The 18870-nt window shown below is 68.6% G+C and carries 14 protein-coding genes; 6 read left to right on the top strand and 8 right to left on the bottom strand.

What is annotated here, in order from left to right; all coding sequences use genetic code 11:
• Nucleotides 1-419 precede the first annotated feature (419 nt).
• The 6 genes from BW996_RS18140 to BW996_RS18115 form a co-directional block, all read right to left on the bottom strand.
• Nucleotides 420-1121, bottom strand: a complete 702-nt coding sequence (locus BW996_RS18140) for an ABC transporter ATP-binding protein (RefSeq protein WP_076459038.1) — start codon at nt 1119-1121, stop codon at nt 420-422.
• A 75-nt stretch (nt 1122-1196) separates the two neighbouring features.
• A complete protein-coding gene (locus BW996_RS18135) occupies nt 1197-1970 on the bottom strand; it encodes an ABC transporter ATP-binding protein (RefSeq protein ID WP_076459037.1) in 774 nt (257 codons plus the stop codon).
• Complete coding sequence (locus BW996_RS18130) at nt 1970-3301, bottom strand: branched-chain amino acid ABC transporter permease (protein WP_037478156.1); 1332 nt, start codon at nt 3299-3301, stop codon at nt 1970-1972. Before BW996_RS18130 ends, BW996_RS18135 begins: the two co-directional genes overlap by 1 nt.
• Nucleotides 3302-3350: 49 nt before the next feature.
• Nucleotides 3351-4328, bottom strand: a complete 978-nt coding sequence (locus tag BW996_RS18125; RefSeq protein WP_241461818.1) for a branched-chain amino acid ABC transporter permease — start codon at nt 4326-4328, stop codon at nt 3351-3353.
• Between the two features lie 217 nt (nt 4329-4545).
• Nucleotides 4546-5865 carry a branched-chain amino acid ABC transporter substrate-binding protein gene (locus tag BW996_RS18120; RefSeq protein WP_081837933.1) on the bottom strand — a complete coding sequence of 440 codons (1320 nt, stop codon included), beginning with the start codon at nt 5863-5865 and terminating at the stop codon, nt 4546-4548.
• 136 nt (nt 5866-6001) lie between these two features.
• Complete coding sequence (locus BW996_RS18115; RefSeq protein WP_051631519.1) at nt 6002-7669, bottom strand: 3-(methylthio)propionyl-CoA ligase; 1668 nt, start codon at nt 7667-7669, stop codon at nt 6002-6004.
• Between the two features lie 188 nt (nt 7670-7857).
• Here BW996_RS18115 and BW996_RS18110 point away from each other — a divergent pair, with 188 nt between their 5' ends.
• From BW996_RS18110 to BW996_RS18095, 4 genes are all read left to right on the top strand, one after another.
• Nucleotides 7858-9372: a protein adenylyltransferase SelO gene (locus tag BW996_RS18110; protein WP_037478140.1), complete on the top strand. Its 1515-nt coding sequence runs from the start codon at nt 7858-7860 to the stop codon at nt 9370-9372.
• Between the two features lie 113 nt (nt 9373-9485).
• Nucleotides 9486-10121 (top strand): septation protein A, encoded by a 636-nt coding sequence (locus tag BW996_RS18105; protein ID WP_037478138.1) that lies wholly within the window; start codon nt 9486-9488, stop codon nt 10119-10121.
• A gap of 37 nt (nt 10122-10158) precedes the next feature.
• Nucleotides 10159-10425: a BolA family protein gene (locus BW996_RS18100; RefSeq protein WP_037478136.1), complete on the top strand. Its 267-nt coding sequence runs from the start codon at nt 10159-10161 to the stop codon at nt 10423-10425.
• A gap of 41 nt (nt 10426-10466) precedes the next feature.
• Nucleotides 10467-11273, top strand: coding sequence for a peptidylprolyl isomerase (locus BW996_RS18095; protein ID WP_037478135.1), 807 nt, complete (start codon nt 10467-10469; stop codon nt 11271-11273).
• Nucleotides 11274-11348: 75 nt separating this feature from the next.
• Here the strand turns inward: BW996_RS18095 and alaS are convergent, their stop codons facing one another.
• Both alaS and BW996_RS18085 read right to left on the bottom strand, forming a co-directional pair.
• Entirely contained in the window at nt 11349-13991 is a 2643-nt protein-coding gene (gene alaS, locus BW996_RS18090; protein ID WP_037478133.1) for an alanine--tRNA ligase, read from the bottom strand.
• A gap of 57 nt (nt 13992-14048) precedes the next feature.
• Entirely contained in the window at nt 14049-15503 is a 1455-nt protein-coding gene (locus BW996_RS18085) for an aminotransferase-like domain-containing protein (RefSeq protein WP_037478132.1), read from the bottom strand.
• 177 nt (nt 15504-15680) lie between these two features.
• On the opposite strand from BW996_RS18085, the gene gabT reads away from it, so the two are divergent.
• Both gabT and BW996_RS18075 read left to right on the top strand, forming a co-directional pair.
• A complete protein-coding gene (gabT, locus tag BW996_RS18080; RefSeq protein WP_037478130.1) occupies nt 15681-16985 on the top strand; it encodes a 4-aminobutyrate--2-oxoglutarate transaminase in 1305 nt (434 codons plus the stop codon).
• A 757-nt stretch (nt 16986-17742) separates the two neighbouring features.
• Nucleotides 17743-18828 carry an ABC transporter ATP-binding protein gene (locus tag BW996_RS18075; RefSeq protein ID WP_037478128.1) on the top strand — a complete coding sequence of 362 codons (1086 nt, stop codon included), beginning with the start codon at nt 17743-17745 and terminating at the stop codon, nt 18826-18828.
• The last annotated feature ends 42 nt before the right edge of the window (nt 18829-18870 follow it).

The following is an 18870-nucleotide window of genomic DNA, read 5'->3' as shown; positions in this document are numbered from 1 at the left end:
GTCTGGAGTGCGGCTGAGATTGCAGCCGGTTAAGACCCAGCAGAAAGAGCAAGAAGGACGGCAGCAAGTGTCCGGAGTGCGGCTGAGATTGCAGCCGGTTAAGACAACGTGAACACCACAGCCTTGTCAGCCGTCGGTCCGGAGTGCGGCTGAGATTGCAGTCACAAAAGCAAGAAGCCCCGCAGTGCGGGGCTTCTTTTTGCTGGTTGTTCGCTCAGCTACCAGATGGATTTGAATGCTTCACCATAATCTCGACTGGCCTTGGCCACTCTTTGCATCATCAGACTGGTCGGCTGCACGAACCTGGACTCAGCCAGCTTTCGCTCGACCACGGCCACCATGAATTTCTGCAATCCAGAAACGGCGCGCCCCAGTAATCGATTGATGAAAACCGTGAGCTGCGAACCGCAGCGACCACCTCACACCTCCAGCCACTCCCGCCGCACCCCCGCATTGGCGCGCAGCTCCGCCGGCGTGCCCTCGAAGACGATGCAGCCGTGGCCCATCAGCAGGCAGCGCTGCGAGACTTCCAGCGCGATGGTGAGCTTCTGCTCGACCAGCAGCACGGCGATGCCGCGGCGCTGCAGCTCGCGCAGGTAGTCGGCCACCAGCTCGACGATCTTGGGCGCCAGGCCCTCGGTGGGCTCGTCGATCATGATCAGGTCGGGGTCGCCCATCAGCGTGCGGCACAGCGTCAGCATCTGCTGCTCGCCGCCGGAGAGCACGCCGGCCTCGGTGTGCTGGCGCTCCTTCAGCCGCGGGAACATCGCGTACATGTCGTCGAGCTGCCAGCGCGCGCCGGGCGTGCCGCCGGCCTTCTTCTGGCCGAGCAGCAGGTTCTGGTGCACGGTGAGCCGGGGGAAGATGTCGCGGCTCTCGGGCACGTAGCCCAGGCCGTGGTGCGCGATCTGGTGCGCCTTCAGCCCGAGCAGCTCGCGGCCGCCCCAGCGCACCGAGCCGCTGCCCTCGACCAGGCCCATGACGGCCTTGACGGTGGTGGAGCGCCCCGAGCCGTTGCGCCCGAGCAGCGCGACGATCTCGCCGGGCGCGATGCGCATCGTCACGCCGTGAAGGACGTGGCTCTTGCCGTAGTAGGCGTGGAGGTTGTCGATTTCCAGCATGGGGGGGGATGAGCGGGGGGTGGGTTCCCGCCTTCGCGGGAATGACGGGCAGGGGGCGGGAATGACGGCAGGTGGTCAGTGGCCCTGGGCGAGGACGGAGCCGAGGTAGGCTTCCTGCACCCGCGGGTCGGCGCGCACGCGCTCGGGCGTGTCGAAGGCGATGACCTCGCCGTAGACCAGCACCGCGATGCGGTCGGCCAGGCCGAAGACCACGCCCATGTCGTGCTCGACGGTCAGCAGCGTGCGGCCTTCGGTGACCTCGCGGATCAGGCCGATGAAGCGCGTGGTCTCGCTGCGGCTCATGCCGGCGGTGGGCTCGTCGAGCAGGATCACGCGCGCGCCGCCGGCGATGGTCAGGCCGATCTCGAGCGCGCGCTGCTCGGCGTAGGTCAGGTTCATCGCCAGCACGTCGCGGCGGCGGTCCAGATGCAGGCGCTCGAGCAGCGCCTCGGCGCGGGCGTTGGTCTCGTCCAGATCGGCGAGGAACTTCCAGAAGGCGTAGCGGTGGCCCTCGGTCCAGAGCATCGCGCAGCGCAGGTTCTCGAACACGCTCAGCTTCGGGAACAGATTGCTGACCTGGAAGCTGCGCGCCAGGCCGCGGCGGTTGATCTCGTGCGGCGCGCGGCCGTCGATGCGCTCGCCGAACAGGCGGATCTGCCCGGCCGAGGGCGCCAGCCGCCCGCTGATCAGGTTGAACAGCGTCGACTTGCCGGCACCGTTGGGGCCGATGATGGCCACCCGCTCGCCGGCGCGCACCTGCAGGCTGGCGCCCCGGATGATCTCGGTGCGGCCGAAGGACTTGCGCACCGCGTCGAGCTCGACGGCCAGATTCATGGTGACGGCGTTCATCACAGGCTCTCCCGACGCTTGATTTCCTTCTCGATCGCTTCCTGCGTCTCGTCCCATTCGCGGCTGAACTGGCGCCGCGCCAGCTCGAACAGGCCCGCACCGGTCAGCAGCAGCAGCAGCGCGCCGATCCAGGCATCGGGGCTGCGCACGTCGATCGAGGCGCCCAGGAAGCGCATCTGGTCGCCCAGCGCGGCATCGAGCTGGCGGTGGTAGACCATTTCCACCATCACGCCCAGACCGGCCAGCGCCGCCAGCGCGGTGCCGGCAAGGCCCAGCCAGGCGCACCACAGCGTGCGCAGCCGCCCGAAGGCCGCCACCCGCAGGTTCATCATGATCAGGCTGGCCAGTCCGCCGGGCGCATAGACCACCATGAACAGGAAGATCAGGCCCAGGTAGAGCAGCCAGGCCATCGTCAGCTCCGACAGCAGCACCAGCGCGATCACCATCAGGATGGCGCCCAGGATCGGCCCGAAGAAGAAGATCGCGCCGCCCAGGAAGACGAACAGCAGATAGGCGCCCGAGCGGTGCGCGCTGACCACCTCGGCGGTGACGATCTCGAAGTTCAGCGCCGCCAGACCGCCGCCGATGCCGGCGAAGAAGCCGGCGATGGTGAAGGCGATCCAGCGGATGCGGCTGGCGTTGTAGCCGATGAACTCGACCCGCTCGGCGTTGTCGCGCACCGCGTTGAGCATGCGCCCCAGCGGCGTGCGGGTGAAGGCGAACATCAGCGCGGTGCAGACGAAGCAGTACAGCGCGATCAGGTAATAGACCTGGATCTGCGGCCCGAAGGTGATGCCCAGCACCGGCGGGCCGACGACGCGGTTCGACGAGATGCCGCCCTCGCCGCCGAAGAACTCCGGCAGCATCAGCGACATCGACCAGACCAGCTCGCCCACGCCCAGCGTGATCATCGCGAAGGTGGTGCCCGACTTGCGGGTGCTCACATGCCCGAGCAGCAGCGCGAACAGCCCGCCGCCCAGGCCGCCCACCAGCGGCACCAGGCTGACCGGCAGCGCCAGAGTGCCGGCGCCGACCTGGTTGAGGGTGTGGATCGCCAGATAGGCGCCCAGGCCGCTGTAGACCGCATGGCCGAAGCTGAGCATGCCGCCCTGGCCGAGCAGCAGGTTGTAGGACAGGCAGACGATGATGGCGATGCCCATCTGCGACAGCATCGTCAGCGCGAAGCTGCTGCGCCACAGCAGCGGCGCCAGCACCAGCAGCAGCGCGAATCCCCCCCAGACCAGCCAGCGCCCGACGTTCCAGGGCTGGAAGCGGTAGCTGCGCCGGCGCGTGGCGGGCGTCTTCTTCTGCGTCGTCGTCGTTGTTGTCATCGGCATGGCCTCGGAACGGGCGAAGGTCAGGGAGGTCGCGGCCATGTCTTCAGCCCTCCCGGGTGCCCAGCAGACCGCGCGGGCGCAGGATCAGCATCAGCACCAGCAGCAGATAGGGCAGGATCGGCGCGGCCTGCGCCAGCGTGATGCGCAGCAGCGGCCAGCCCGGCGACTCCGGCCCGATGCCGGCATCCAGCAGCCGGTTGAGCAGCGTCGCCAGCGAGGCGTCGACCGTCAGCGGCAGGGTCTGCAGCAGCCCGACCAGGATCGACCCGGCAAAGGCCCCCGCCAGCGAGCCGATGCCGCCGACCACCACCACCACGAAGATGATCGAGCCGACGACCGCCGCCATCGACGGCTCGGTCACGAAGGTCACGCCGCCGATCACCCCGGCCAGGCCAGCCAGCGCACAGCCGCTGCCGAAGACCAGCATGAAGACGCGCGGCACGTCATGGCCGAGCGCCTCGGCCATTTCGGGGTGCGTCAGCGCGGCCTGGATGATCAGGCCGATGCGGGTGCGCGTCAGCAGCAGCCACAAGGCCAGCAGCATCAGCAGCGCCACCAGCATCATGAAGGCGCGCGTCATCGGGAAGCGCGAGCAGGCGACCTGCACGCCCTCGGCAGCGCGGCACATCGCCTCGGGCGCGGCGCCCCAGACCAGCGCGAGCCCGTCGCGCGAGGACTGCACCAGCGTGAAGGCCGGCCCCTGCAGCGCCGGCGGCGGCGTGAACGGCACCGAGCTGCGGCCCCACACCAGCTGCACCAGCTCCAGGATCACGTAGGACAGCCCGAAGGTGATCAGCAGCTCCGGCACATGGCCGTGGTGGTGCACCCGGCGCAGCACGCTGCGCTCGAACAGCGCGCCCAGCACGCCCACCGCCAGCGGCGCGAGCACCAGCGCCGGCCAGAAGCCGACCGCGCCGGAGATCATGAAGGCGATGTAGGCGCCGAGCATGTAGAAGCTGGCGTGGGCGAAGTTCAGCACGCCCATCATGCTGAAGATCAGCGTCAGGCCCGAGCTGAGCATGAACAGCAGCAGGCCGGAGCTCAGGCCGTTCAGGAGGTTGATGAGGATCTGGTCCACGGTGGATCCACGGTGCGAGGGGGTTGCGTGCTGGAATCATCGCGCAGGCGCGGCGTGGGCCCTCGCATCCGCGAGGGTGACGGCATGGGACGCGAGGGCGATGGCGCCCTTCTCCGTCATCCCCGCGCAGGCGGGGATCCACGCAGGGCACCGCCGGCGTTCACCCCGGCCGCTTCATCTGGCACGAGGTCGGCGTGCTGGCCACATAGGCCTCGTAGGTGGCCACCGGGGCGAGCGTGTAGCCGGTGTTCTCCGGCGAGTACGGGAACTTCGCGTCGGCCTTCTGCCAGCGGGTGATGTAGAGCGTTTGCTGCAGCTGGTGGTCGGTGCGGCGCATCTCGACCTCGCCGTTGAAGCTCCTCGTCTTCAGGCCTTCCAGCGCGGCGGCCACCTTCACCGGGTCGGTCGACTTCGCCTTGGCCATCGCCTCGCCCAGCAGCGTGTAGATGTGGATGACGCTGCCGGTGTAGAAGTCGGCGTTGAACTTCTTCTGGAACTCGTCGCGCCAGGCCGCCATCTGGCCGGGCAAGTGATAGTGGTTGTAGGAGACTTGGAAGACGCGGCCGTCGCCCTGCCCGCCCAGCGCGGTGGGCGTGCCGGTCACGCCGGTGTAGTAGGTGTAGAACTTGGCGGTGAGGCCCGCCTCGTTGGCGGCCTTCAGCAGCAGCGACAGGTCCGAGCCCCAGTTGCCGGTGATGACGGTGTCGGCGCCGCTGGCGCGGATCTTGGCCACATAGGGCGCGAAGTCACGCACCTGCGCCAGCGGATGCAGGTCCTCGCCGACGAACTGCACGTCCGGGCGCTTGCGGCCCAGGATCTCCTTGGCGTACTTGGCGACCTGGTGGCCGTGCGCATAGTTCTGGTTCAGCAGGAAGACCTTCTGGATGTCCTTCTGGTCCTTCATGAAACTGGTCAGCGCCTCCATCTTCATCGAGGTGTCGGCGTCCATGCGGAAGTGCCAGTAGCTGCACTTGCTGTTGGTCAGGTCGGGGTCCACCGCCGAGTGGTTCAGGTAGACGACCTCCTTGCCGGGGTTGCGCTCGTTGTGCTTGTTGATCGCGTCGATCAGCGCGGCCGCCGCGCCCGAGCCGTTGCCCTGGGTGACATAGCGGATGCCCTGGTCGATGGCGGCCTTCAGCGCGGTCAGCGACTCGGCCGGGCTGAGCTTGTTGTCGAAAGGCACGACCTCGAACTTCACGCCGGCCGCATTGCCCGCGCCGCTGAACTTCTCGGCGAAGAAGCGAAAGCTGTTGACCTGGTTCTGGCCGACCGGCGCCATCAGGCCCGACAGCGGATCGATCCAGGCGATCTTCACCGTCTCGCCCTTCTGGGCCAGCGCGCCCGAGCTGGCACCGGTCAGCAGCGCAAGCAGCGTGACCGCACGCGCCAGGGCGCCGGATCCGGCCTGGGCAACCTGGGGCACCTGGGTGACCTGAGGAACAGAGGAATGGGAAGAAGCGGAAGCGGGGCTGCGAACCATCTCGTCGTCTCCTTTTCATGTCGCCGGGCAGGCCGGTCTGGATGTGGAAAGGATGGTGGCCCCGCGTCGTCATCACCGCGTCAGGGATGTCCATTAGCGGCTGTCGCGGCCGGGACAAGACCGCGACAGCCCCGTCTCAGACCCCCGGCAGCCGGTGCTCGCGGAACATCTCGCGCAGCCGGGCCTTGAGCATCTTGCCGGTGGCCGTGTGCGGGATCTCGTCGACGAAGACCACGTCGTCGGGGATCTGCCACTTGGCGATGCGACCTTCATAGAAAGCCAGCAGCTGCTCGCGCGAGAGCTCGCGGCCGGGCTTGCGCACCACCACCAGCAGCGGACGCTCGTCCCATTTCGGGTGATGGCAGGCGATCGCGGCGGCCTCCAGCACGTCGGGATGCGCCATCGCGACGTTCTCCAGCTCGATCGAGCTGATCCACTCGCCGCCGGACTTGATCACGTCCTTGCTGCGGTCGGTGATCTGCATGAAGCCGTCGGCGTCGATCGAGGCCACGTCGCCGGTCGGGAACCAGGCCTGGCCGTCGAGCTGCTGCAGCGGCGACTCCTCGCGGTTCAGGTAGCCGCTGACCACCCAGTGGCCGCGCACCACCAGGTCGCCGGTGCTGCGGCCATCCCAGGGCTGGCGCTGGCCGCTGGCGCCGATGATCTCCATGTCGATGCCGTAGATCGCCCGGCCCTGCTTTTCCAGCAGGCGGTGGCGCTGCTCAGGGGGCAGGTCGCGGTGCTTGGCCTTGAGCCGGGACAGCGTACCCAGCGGCGACAGCTCGGTCATCCCCCAGGCGTGCAGCACCTCGACGCCGAAGTCGTCCTCGAGCGTGCGCATCATCGCCGGCGGACAGGCCGAGCCGCCGATGACGGTGCGCCGCAAGGTCGAGAGCTGCAGGCCGTTCTGCTTCATGTGGTTGATGACGCCCAGCCAGATGGTCGGCACGCCGGCGCTGAAGGTGACGCGCTCGGACTCGAACAGCGCATGCAGCGACTTGCCGTCCAGATGAGGCCCGGGAAACACCAGCCGGGCGCCGACCAGCGGGCCGCTGTAGGGCAGGCCCCAGGCGTTGACATGGAACATCGGCACCACCGGCAGGATGGTGTCGGACGAGGAGCAGGCCATCGCGTCCGGCAGCGCCGAGGCAAAGGCGTGCAGCACCGTCGAGCGGTGGCTGTAGACGGCGCCCTTCGGGTGGCCAGTGGTGCCGGAGGTGTAGCAGATGCAGGCGGCCTCGTTCTCGTCGAACTCCGGCCAGGCCCAGGCGCCGTTCTCGGCCTCGACCAGCGCCTCGTAGCACAGCAGGTCCGGGATCGTCGTGCTGGCCGGCATGTTGGCCTGGTCGGTCATCAGCACGAAATGGCGCACGCCGGGCAGGTGGGGCGCGAGCTTCTCGATCAGCGGCAGGAAGTTCAGGTCGAAGCACAGCACCCGGTCCTGCGCGTCGTTGATGATCCAGGCGATCTGCTCCGGGAACAGCCGCGGGTTGATGGTGTGCAGCACCCGGCGCGAGCCGGAGCTGCCGTAGTACAGCTCGAAGTGCCGGTAGCCGTTCCAGGCCAGCGTGCCGATGCGATCGCCGGGCTGCGTGCCCAGGCGGGCCAGCGCCTGCGCCAGCTGGCGGCTGCGCCGCTCCGCGTCGCGGTAGGTGTAGCGGTGAAGGTCGCCCTCGACGCGCTTCGAGACGATCTCGGTGTCGCCGCTGTGGCGGGCCGCATGGACCAGCAGCGAGGAGATGGTCAGCGGCATGGTCATCATGCGCGCGCTCAGTGCAGTGGGGGTCGTGTCGATGTCGGTCATGGGGCACCATCAGGGGGATCGGTCGTCTCAGTCTAGGAATCCCCCCCGGCGGACGGGACGCGGTTTTCCCGGGTGAAATGTCGTCTTGGTGACGGCCTGGCGTCGATCTTCGGACGATCGCGGCGCGATCCGCGCGCCGAATTCCCCCGGCCGGCGACCCCAGCGGCCCCTCGCCTACACTGCCGCGCATGACTGCCGACGCCCCCGCCTTCGATGCGCACGCACTGACCTGGATCAACCGCCATGCCCGCCTGCAGGCCCCGTTCGCCACGCCGCAGACCGGCGAGGCGCTGCCCGCGCCGCACTGGATCGCCACCAGCGACGCCGCCGCCGCCGAGCTGGGCTGGCCGGCCGACTGGTGGCAGGCGCCGGGCGCGCTCGAGGCCTTCTCGGCCGGCACGCCCTGGCCGGGCATGGCGCCGGTGGCCACCGTCTACAGCGGCCACCAGTTCGGCCAGTGGGCCGGACAGCTCGGCGACGGCCGCGCGCTGCTGCTCGGCGAGGTGGAGACGCCCGCCGGCCCGCGCGAGATCCAGCTCAAGGGCAGCGGGCGCACGCCCTATTCGCGCCGGGGCGACGGCCGCGCGGTGCTGCGCTCGTCGATCCGCGAGTTCCTGTGCTCGGAGGCGATGCACGGCCTGGGCATCCCGACCACCCGCGCGCTGGCGCTGATCGGCTCGTCCCTGCCGGTGCAGCGCGAGCGGGTCGAGACCGGCGCGATCGTCGTGCGCACCGCGCCGAGCTTCCTGCGCTTCGGCCATTTCGAGCACTTCTGCCACCATGCCCGCGCCGGCGACTACCGCGCGCTGCAGCAGCTGCTCGACGTCGTCATCGCGCATCACCACCCGGCCTGCCGCGAGGCCGACTTCCCCGCGGTGGCGATGCTGGCCGAGATCGCCCGGCGCACCGCCGAGATGATCGCCGCCTGGCAGTCGGTGGGCTTCTGCCACGGCGTGATGAACACCGACAACCTCTCCATCCTGGGCCTGACGATCGACTACGGCCCCTTCGGCTTCCTCGACGGCTTCGACCCGCAGCACATCTGCAACCACTCCGACCACCAGGGCCGCTACGCCTTCGCGCAGCAGCCGCAGATCGCCTGGTGGAACCTGCACGCGCTGGCGCAGGCGCTGGTGCCGCTGGCCGGCAGCGTGCCGGAAGAAGCCGCCGAGCGGCTCGGCGAGGCGCTGGGCGCCTACCCCGAGACGCTGCAGGCGGCGATGGGCCGGCGCCTGTTCGCCAAGCTCGGCCTGACGAGCCAGCAGGACGGCGACCGCGAGCTGCTCGACGACCTGATGCGCGAGATGGCGCGCTACCGCGCCGACCACACGCTGGTCTGGCGCCGGCTGGCCGATCAGCGCGCCGACGGCAGCGTGCCCGACACGCCCGAGCCCGCGCGCGATCTCTTCGTCGACATCGCCGCCTTCGACGCCTGGGCGGCGCGCTATGCCGCGCGGCTGCGCGCCGAGGGCAGCGTCGACGCCGAGCGGCGCGCGCGCATGAACGCGGTCAATCCGCGCTTCGTGCTGCGCAACCACCTCGCCGAGATTGCGATCCAGCGCGCCGAGGCGGGCGACTTCTCCGAAGTTCAGCGGCTGCTGGCGGTGCTGTCGCGCCCCTTCGACGAGCAGCCCGAACATGCCGACTGCGCTGCATTGCCGCCCGACTGGGCGCAGACGCTGGCGGTGTCGTGCTCGTCCTGAGCGGCCGAGACGCCCCGATCCCGGGAACAGGCGGCGGCACCGGCCGCGAGCTTCGCTAGACTCCGCCCTGCCCCGGCTGGCTCCGGCCCTTCAAGATCTAAGAAAACCGCCTGATGAAGATCCTTCTCGACTTCCTGCCGATCGTCCTCTTCTTCCTGACCTTCAACCAGGCCGAGAAACGCCCGGACGAGGCCGCCGCGCTGGCCACCGACTGGTTCGGCTTCATGGTCTCCGGCGGCGTGGTCGGCGCCAAGGAGGCGCCGGTGCTGCTCGCCACCGTGGTGGTCATCCTGGCCACCGTGCTGCAGGTCGTCTACCTGAAGCTGCGCGGCCAGAAGATCGACACGATGCTGTGGGTCAGCCTCGGCCTGGTGACGGTGATGGGCGGCGCCACCATCTACTTCCACAGCGAGACCTTCATCAAGTGGAAGCCCAGCGTGCTGTACTGGGTGATGGCCGCGGCCTTCTGGCTCAGCCCGATCCTGTCGGGCCGCAACCTGCTGAAGATGATGATGGGCGAGCAGGTGGAGCTGCCCGGCTTCGTCTGGCGCAACCTGAACCTGGCCTGGATCGGCTTCTTCAGCCTGATGGGCGTGCTCAACCTCTGGATCGCCTACAGCTACGACACCAGCACCTGGGTCACCTTCAAGTCCTTCGGCGGCATGGGCCTGATGCTGGTCTTCATGATCGCGCAGGGCATCTACATGAGCCGCCACATGAAGCCGGCCGAAGGCGACGAATCCCGCTGATCCGCCGCTGATCCGGCACGCTCCAGGACCCACTGACATGAACGCACCGAGAGTCTCCGTCTCCGCCATCGAGCAGGCGCTGCGCGACGCGCTGGCGCCCGAATCCCTGCAGGTCATCGACGAAAGCCATTTGCATGCCGGCCACGCCGGCGCCGCCTCCGGAGGACATTACCGGGTGCTGATCCGCAGCGCGCGCTTTGCCGGATCGAGCCGGATTGCCCGACATCGCCTCGTGTATGATGCCCTCGCCGGGCTGATCCCCCTGGGCATCCACGCCCTGGCCATCGAGGCCGATGCAGCCTGAGCGACACCGAACGCTGAACAAAGCAAAGGCTCTCCCACTCCATGAAGAAGCTCTCGATCGCTGTTTCCGCCGTCGCCCTCGCCGCGGCGCTGCTGCCGGCCCTGGCCTCGGCCCAGAACATCGCCATCGTCAACGGCAAGGCCGTGCCGAAGGCGCGCTTCGAATCGTTCATGACCCAGATCACCAAGCAGGGTGGCCAGGAACGCACGCCGGAGCTGGAGCAGCAGGTTCGTGACGAGATCGTGCTGCGCGAGATCTTCGTCCAGGAAGCCGAGCGTCGCGGCCTGCAGCGCGATCCGGAATTCCGCGCGCAGATGGAAGTCGCCCGTCAGAGCCTGCTGATCCGCGAGCTGTTCAACAACTACCAGAAGACCAGCCCGGTCAGCGACGACGACCTGAAGGCCGAGTACGAGCAGATCAAGTCGGCCAACAGCGGCAGCGAGTACCGCGCCCGCCACATCCTGGTCGAGAAGGAAGACGAGGCCAAGGCGCTGATCGCCCAGCTCAAGGGCGGCGCGAGCTTCATCGAGCTGGCCAAGGCCAACTCGAAGGATCCGGGCTCGGCACCGAACGGCGGCGACCTCGACTGGGCCTCGCCGGGCAACTTCGTGCCCGAGTTCTCGCAGGCCATGACCAAGCTCGCCAAGGGCAAGTTCACCGAAGAGCCTGTGAAGAGCCAGTTCGGCTACCACGTCATCCTGCTGGAAGACAGCCGCACCGCCGCCTTCCCGTCCTTCGACGAAGTCAAGCCGCAGCTGGCGCAGCGCGCCCAGCAGCAGAAGCTGGCCAAGTACCGCGACGACCTGAAGAACAAGGCCCGCACCGACTACAAGTTCGGCGCTCAGTGATCCACGACTGAGATCCCCGGCAAAAAGGCCCCGGCCGCGTGAGCGACCGGGGCCTTGTGCTTCAAGGGTGTGTCGTCAGACCTTGGCGGCGACCCAGCCCTGAACGCTGGCCAGTGCTTCGCTCAGCTTGGACGGATCGGTGCCGCCGGCCATCGCCATGTCCGGCTTGCCGCCGCCCTTGCCGCCGACCTGGCCGGCGACGAAGTTGACCAGCTCGCCGGCCTTGACGCGGCCGATGCTGTCGGCGGTCACGCCGGCGGCGATCTGAACCTTGGCGCCGTCGACCGCGGCCAGCACGATGGCGGCGGTCTTGAGCTTGTTCTTCAGCTGGTCCATCGTCGTGCGCAGCGTTGCGGCGTCGGCGCCTTCCAGGCGCGCGGCCAGCACCTTCAGGCCGCCCACGTCCACCGCCTGCGCCAGCAGCGCGTCACCCTGGCTGGAGGCCAGCCGGCCCTTGAGCGCGGCGACTTCCTTCTCCAGCGCGCGCAGCTGCTCCTGCAGGCCGCCGACACGGGCCTCGACCTCGGTCGGGGCGGCCTTGAGCGCACCGGCCACGCCGTTGACCGTGGCCTCCAGCGTCTGCAGATAGGCCAGCGCGCCCTCGCCCGTCACCGCCTCGATGCGGCGCACGCCGGCGGCCACGCCGGATTCGGCCACGATCTTGAACAGGCCGATGTCGCCGGTCGCCTTGACGTGCGTGCCGCCGCACAGCTCCTGGGTGCTGCCGATCGTCAGCACGCGCACCGTCTCGCCGTACTTCTCGCCGAACAGCATCATCGCGCCGGTCTTCTGCGCGTCGTCGATCGACATCAGCTGCGCCACGGTGCCGGCGTTGCCCAGCACCTCGGCGTTGACGATCGCCTCGATCTGGCGGATCTGCGCGTCAGTCACCGGCGCGTTGTGCGCGAAGTCGAAGCGGGTGCGCTCCGGCGTGACCAGCGAGCCCTTCTGCTGCACATGCGTGCCCAGCACCTCGCGCAGCGCCTTGTGCATCAGGTGGGTGGCGCTGTGGTTGCGCACGATGCGCGCGCGGCGCTCGCCGTCCACCTTGGCGGTGAAGACATCGCCGACCTTGACCGAGCCTTCGACGACGCGGCCCTGGTGGCCGAACACGTCGGCCTGGATCTTGACGGTGTCCTCGATCACGACGCGGGTCGTGCCGTTGCGCAGCTCGCCCGAGTCGCCGACCTGGCCGCCCGACTCGGCGTAGAACGGGGTGTGGTCGAGCACGACCACCGCATCGTCGCCGGCACCGGCGGCCTCGACCTGCGTGCCGTCGACATAGACCGCGACCACCTTCGAGGTCTCGCAGACCAGGTGCTCGTAGCCGTGGAAGGCGGTGGCCACGCCGTCATAGGCCAGACCGGCGGCCATCTTGAACTTGCCGGCGGCGCGCGCCTGCTCGCGCTGGCGGTTCATCGCCGCGTCGAAGCCGGCGCTGTCGACCGTCACGCCGCGCTCGCGGCAGACATCGGCCGTCAGATCGACCGGGAAGCCGTAGGTGTCGTGCAGCTTGAACGCCGTCTCGCCGTCGACCTGCTTCGTGTCGCCGGCCAGCGCGTTCTCCAGGATCTCCATGCCGTTGGCGATGGTCTGGAAGAAGCGCTCCTCCTCGGTCTTCAGCACCGCGAAGATGCGGTCGGCGTTCTGGCGCAGCTCGGGATAGGCGTCGCCCATCTCGACCGCCAGCGGATGCACCAGCGTGTGGAAGAACGGCGCGCGGGCGCCGAGCTTGTAGCCGTGGCGGATCGCGCGGCGGGCGATGCGGCGCAGCACGTAGCCGCGACCCTCGTTGCTCGGGATCACGCCGTCGGCGATGGTGAACGAGCAGGCGCGGATGTGGTCGGCGATGACCTTCAGGCTCGGGCTGGTGGCGTCACAGCCGGCGCCGCCGTCGGTCACGCCCGCGGCGAAGTCGACCGCGTTCTTGGCCGCGGCCAGCAGGTTCTGGAACAGGTCGATCTCGTAGTTGCTGTGCTTGCCTTGCAGCACAGTGGTGATGCGCTCCAGGCCCATGCCGGTGTCGACCGAGGGCTTGGGCAGCGGGTGCATCACGCCGTCTTCGGTGCGGTTGAACTGCATGAAGACGTTGTTCCAGATCTCGATGTAGCGGTCGCCGTCTTCATCCGGGCTGCCCGGAGGGCCGCCGGCCACGTCCGGGCCGTGGTCGTAGAAGATTTCGGTGCACGGGCCGCAGGGGCCGGTGTCGCCCATCATCCAGAAGTTGTCGGACATGTAGCGTCCGCCCTTGTTGTCGCCGATGCGCACGATGCGCTCGGCCGGCACGCCGACCACCTTGTTCCAGATCTCGTAGGCCTCGTCGTCCTCGGAGTAGACGGTGACCCAGAGCTTGTCCTTGGGCAGCTTGAAGTGCTCGGTCAGCAGCTCCCACGCGAACGAGATCGCGTCGTGCTTGAAGTAGTCGCCGAACGAGAAGTTGCCCAGCATCTCGAAGAAGGTGTGGTGCCGCGCGGTGTAGCCCACGTTGTCCAGGTCGTTGTGCTTGCCACCGGCGCGGATGCACTTCTGCGAGGTGGTGGCGCGGCTGTAGGCGCGCTTGTCGAAGCCCAGGAACACGTCCTTGAACTGGTTCATCCCGGCGTTGGTGAACAGCAGCGTCGGGTCGTCGCCCGGCACGACCGGGCTGGAGGCGACGATCTGGTGGCCCTTCGACTCGAAGAACTTCAGGAAGGTGGAACGGATTTCGGAGGCTTTCATCCTTGGGCTTTCGACGGCTGGCCGGGTGGCCTGGGGTGAGCGGAGCAAAGTTTTCGATTATAGAAGTTCGCCCTCGGGGCGGTCGCCCGAGTCGCCGCTGTCGCGCCCTCCGGCGCGGATGCGCTCGGCGAGGAAGTCGAACAGGCGCTCCTCGCCGCAGAAGGCGACGTTGAAGCGGATCCAGGCGGTGGGCTGCATCGTGGCGGTGAACAGGTGGCCGGGGCCGAGCATGATGTCGCTCTCGGCGGCCTGGTTGGAGAGCGCGCCGGCGTCGGGCAGCTGCGGATGGCGCGCCCACAGGAACATGCCGGCCTTCGGCTCGGAGAAGATCTCGAAGCCGAGGCGCGCCAGCCGTCCCGCGACCCGCTGGTGCGCCTCGGCCAGGCGGTCGCGCAGCGCCTTCAGGTGCTTGCGCCAGCGCCCCTCGGTCAGCGCGCCATAGACCAGCCGCTCGCTGAACTCCGACGAGGTCAGGCCCGAGATCATCTTCAGCTGCGCCAGGTCCTCGATCAGGTCCGGGTGCGCCACCAGATAGCCCACGCGCAGGTTCGGCGAGATGGTCTTGGAATAGCTGCCGACATAGATCACCCGCGAGAGCTGGTCCAGGCTGGCCAGCGACGGGCGCGGCTCCGGGTCCAGGTCGACGTAGATGTCGTTCTCGACGACGAGGAAGTCATGCTTCTCGGCCAGCTGCAGCACCCGGTGCAGGTGCGCGAGCTGCGCGGTCGAGCCGGTCGGGCTCTGCAGGCGCGGCTGGGTGAAGAAGACCTTCGGGCGGTGCTCGACGATGAGCTTCTCGAGCGTGGGCAGGTCATAGCCGTGCGGCGTGCGCGGCACGCCCACCAGCTTGGCGCCGGCGAAGCGCAGCGAGAACAGCAGGTTGGCGTAGCCGGGGTCGTCGACCAGCACCGCGTCGCCTGCGCGCACCAGGCGGCGCGCGGCCAGATCGAGCGCCTGGCTGGAGCCCTGCGTGAGCAGCACCTGCTCGGGCGCGATGGCGATCTCCTGCTCGGCCATCGCGTCGCGGATGAACTCGCGCAGCGACGGGAAGCCCTTGGGATCGCCGTAGCCGCCCAGGTCGATGCTGTCGGCCGCCAGCGCACGCAGGCTGCGGCGCACGCCGTCCTCGAACAGCCACTCGTGCGGCAGCCAGCCGCAGCCGGCCTTCATCGACAGATGGCGGTTCTCGAAGATCTTGCGCAGGTACCAGGCCGAATCGAAGCTGTAGCCGCCGCCGGGCACGCCGGGCGGGCCGGATTCGCGGTTCTCGACCGCCGCGCGCTTGCGCACGAAGAAGCCGGAATGCGGCCGCGACACCAGGTAGCCGAGCGCGACCAGGCGGTCGTAGGCCTCGACGACGGTAAAGACGCTGACCTCGTGCGCATGGGCGAACTGGCGGATCGAAGGCACCTTGGTGCCGGCACGCAGGGACCCGTCGTCGATCAGGCGGCGCAGGCCGTCGACGATCTGGGTGACCAGCGGGATGGAGGACTGGGGCTGGAGAGTGAACATGGCTGGCGACAAGTCTAGCGCCGTGCCGGCCCCCGCTCGCCGCGGCTGTACCGGTGCCGGAACCTGCACAGTGCGCAAGCCGATCGCGCGCGCTGTACATGGTCCGTGCCCGGGCCCGCCCCTAGAGTCGAAGCCTTCGATTCCCGACCCCGACTCACCCTGCCAGGACCCTCCCCGATGCAACGCGAACCGAACCTGACCAACGCCGCCCTGATGGCCCGCCGCCGCGCCGCCCTGCCCGCCGGGCTGGGCCAGGCCCACGAAGTCTTCGTCGACCGGGCCGAGAACGCCGAGGTCTGGGACGTCGAGGGCCGTCGCCTGATCGACTTCGCCGGTGGCATCGCGGTGCTGAACACCGGCCACCGCCACCCGGCGCTGGTCGAGGCGGTCAAGGCGCAGCTCGACCGCGTCACGCACACCTGCTTCCAGGTGCTGGCCTACGAGCCCTACGTCGAGCTGGCCGAGCGCCTGAACACGATGGCCCCGGGCGCCTTCGCAAAGAAGAGCTTCTTCATGACCACCGGCGCCGAGGCGGTCGAGAACGCGGTCAAGGTCGCGCGGGCCTACACCAAGCGCTCGGCGGTCATCGCCTTCGGCGGCGGCTTCCACGGCCGCACGATGATGGGCATGGCACTGACCGGCAAGGTCGTGCCGTACAAGGTCGGCTTCGGCCCCTTCCCGGCCGAGGTCTACCACGCCAAGTTCCCCTGCGCGCTGCACGGCGTGAGCACCGCCGACGCGATGGCCTCGATCGAGGCGCTGTTCAAGTACGACGTCGAGCCTTCGCGCGTGGCCGCGATCATCCTGGAACCGGTGCAGGGCGAAGGTGGCTTCTACGAGGCCCCGATCGACTTCGTCAAGGCGCTGCGCGAGCTGTGCGACCGCCACGGCATCCTGCTGATCGCCGACGAGGTCCAGACCGGCGCCGGCCGCACCGGCCGCTGGCTGGCCTGCGAAAGCTGGTTCGAGCAGGCGGGCGTGGCGCCGGACATCATCACGATGGCCAAGTCGCTGGGCGGTGGCTTCCCGCTGTCGGCGATCATCGGCCGCGCCGAGGTGATGGACGCGCCGGCCCCGGGCGGCCTGGGCGGCACCTACTCGGGCAACCCGCTGGCCTGCGCCGCGGCGCTGGCGGTGATCGAGACCTTCGAGAAGGAAAAGCTGCTGGAGCGCAGCCAGGCGGTGGGCGAGCGCCTGAAGGCCGGCCTGAAGCAGATCGCCGAGCGTCACAGCGCGATTGGCGACATCCGCGGCCCCGGCGCGATGATCGCCATCGAGCTGTTCACCGACGGTGATCTGGCCCGCCCGGACGCCGACCGCACCCGCCGCATCGTCGCGGAAGCCCTGCGCCGGGGCCTGATCCTGCTGTCGTGCGGCGTGTACGCCAACGTCATCCGCATCCTGGTGCCGCTGACCGCCTCCGACGCGGTGCTCGACGAAGGCCTGGCGCTGCTGTCGGACTGCTTCGACGCGACGGCCTGACGGTCCGGGGGGTGGCGTGGGTGCCCGCCTTCGCGGGCATGACGATGAAGGGATGGGCATGACGGAGACGAGTTTCCCGTCATCCTCGCGAAGGCGAGGACCCACGCACGACCACCCCGCCCCCATCCCCGCTTCATCCCTCCTCTCGTCTCCTCTCGTCCTCCGCCTCGACGACCACGAGGCCGGCCAAAAGCGCCTTTATTTTTCAAGACTGCCGGCGAAGCCGGAAGGCTCTGAAGCGAATTAGCAGCTTGAACCTGTACAGCCGGGTTCTGCGTTTAGCGGTTTGCAAATCGCGTAGCTGTTAGTATTTAAAATGACAGGAAGGCCTGAAATCCGGACCTGCTCCAAGCCGGAGCAGCGGCGACTCCCCTTCGGCACGCTGTCAACTTTCTGCAACATGGCGCGTGAGCCGGAAAAATTTTTCTGTCCATCGCCCGGGCCTGATGGCGCGCATTGGGGCGAATTTTGTGCGTTTCCACCGCATCGAAAACGATTTCAGCAGGGCTTTGCGGTACCCAAGCCTCTTTTCGGGGCATGCACCGCACCAGTGCCAGACATGCCGCACCGCTCTTGAACAGAGGGCAAGTCTGTACAGGCAGTACCGCCTGCACAGTGCGTCGGCGTCGGGCCCTGTCTGTGCATGTTGTCGCGACAAGCCCCCTCCTACAGTCCGGGCGTCCTGCAGCACGGACCCCTTGTCCGCCGCGCCCCGCGTCGAGCCTTTCCCCGATCCACTCCCGAGCACCCGAAGACGATGAGCAACCCTGCCCTGGTTCAATTCAAAGGCGTCCAGAAGACCTATGACGGTCTGAGTCTGGTGGTGCGCAATCTCGATCTGGACATCCGCCGCGGCGAGTTCCTGTCGCTGCTGGGCCCGTCGGGTTCGGGCAAGACCACCACGCTGATGATGCTGGCCGGCTTCGAGTCGCCCACCGCCGGCGAGATCCTGCTCGACGGCAAGCCCATCACCCGCACGCCGCCGCACAAGCGCAACTTCGGCATGGTGTTCCAGAACTACGCGCTGTTCCCGCACATGACGGTGGCGGCCAACGTGGCCTATCCGCTGACGGTGCGCAAGGTGCCCAAGGTGGACATCGACAAGCGCGTGGCGCGCGCGCTCGACATGGTGCAGCTCGGCGGCAAGGGTGACCGTTTTCCCTCGCAGCTCTCCGGCGGCCAGCAGCAGCGCGTGGCGCTGGCGCGTGCGCTGGTGTTCGAGCCGCAGCTGGTGCTGATGGACGAGCCGCTGGGCGCACTCGACAAGCAGCTGCGCGAGCACATGCAGATCGAGCTGAAGGAGCTGCACCGCCAGCTCGGCGTGACCTTCGTCTACGTCACGCACGACCAGGGCGAGGCGCTGACGATGAGCGACCGCGTTGCCGTCTTCAACGACGGCCTGATCCAGCAGATCGACATCGTCGACCGCCTCTACGAGACGCCCTCGAACCGCTTCGTCGCCGGCTTCGTCGGCGACAGCACGGTGCTGGAGGGCACGCTGGGCGCCGACGACCACCACGGCCGCTGCGAGCTGGTGCTGCCCACCGGCGAGCGCCTGGCCGGCGTCAACGTCAACCAGGTCCAGCCCGGCAGCCGCGTGACCGCCTCGGTGCGCCCGGAGCGCATCGAGGCGATGCTGACCCAGCCGGCGGCCAACGACAGCAACATCATCCAGGCCGCGATCAACGACGTCATCTACTTCGGCGACCACCTGCGCCTGCGCTGCGCGGTGGCCGGCCAGGCCCAGGCCACCGTCAAGGTGCCGCTGGGCGACCAGGCGCCGCAGGCCGGCCAGCCGGTGTGGCTGCGCATCGCGCCGCAGTTCCTGCGCGTCTACGCCTGAGCCGTCCGCCCTTTCCTTCCTTTTTTCCCCCGCCCCTTCCGC

Source organism: Sphaerotilus natans (genome assembly GCF_900156335.1).
Lineage (GTDB): Bacteria > Pseudomonadota > Gammaproteobacteria > Burkholderiales > Burkholderiaceae_C > Sphaerotilus > Sphaerotilus natans.
This window is presented reverse-complemented; position numbering and strand designations above follow the sequence as displayed.